This window comes from Streptococcus sp. UBA632, assembly GCF_002300045.1.
Lineage (GTDB): Bacteria > Bacillota > Bacilli > Lactobacillales > Streptococcaceae > Streptococcus > Streptococcus alactolyticus.
In genome coordinates this window covers 929-1,323 of record NZ_DBPA01000023.1, presented here as the reverse complement: position 1 = coordinate 1,323, position 395 = coordinate 929, and the positions used below count along the sequence as shown (strand labels likewise).

Here is a 395-nt window from a genome sequence, read left to right as displayed (position 1 = left end):
ACAGGGTATTGCACCGTATCCACAGTTGCTCGAGTGGTGTGTGCTGCCTTTTTCAAAACCTTATCCACACCTTGATTTTTAATAGCGCTGGTCGAAACGACAGGAACACCTAGTTGATAAGACAACTTATCCACACTAATCTCTTTCCCTTGAGCTTTTAGCACGTCGCTCATGTTCAAGGCCAATGTTACAGGGATACCCGTTTCAATCAACTGAGTGGTCAAATAAAGATTGCGTTCAAGATTTGTGGCATCTACCACATTTAAAATGCTGTCAGCACGGTTGCTCAACAAATAATCTCTGGCAACTTTTTCCTCAGGCGTATAAGGCGACATGGAATAAATACCAGGCAAATCTTGAACTTGCCAGTTTTGGTTGAGCCTGGCTGTCCCACT

The 395-nt window shown here is 43.8% G+C and carries 1 pseudogene (cut by both window edges); it reads right to left on the bottom strand.

The features are described 5' to 3' along the window. A pseudogene (feoB, locus tag B3473_RS02865) lies at positions 1-395 on the bottom strand (ferrous iron transport protein B) (it extends past both window edges: 1,632 nt to the left, 123 nt to the right).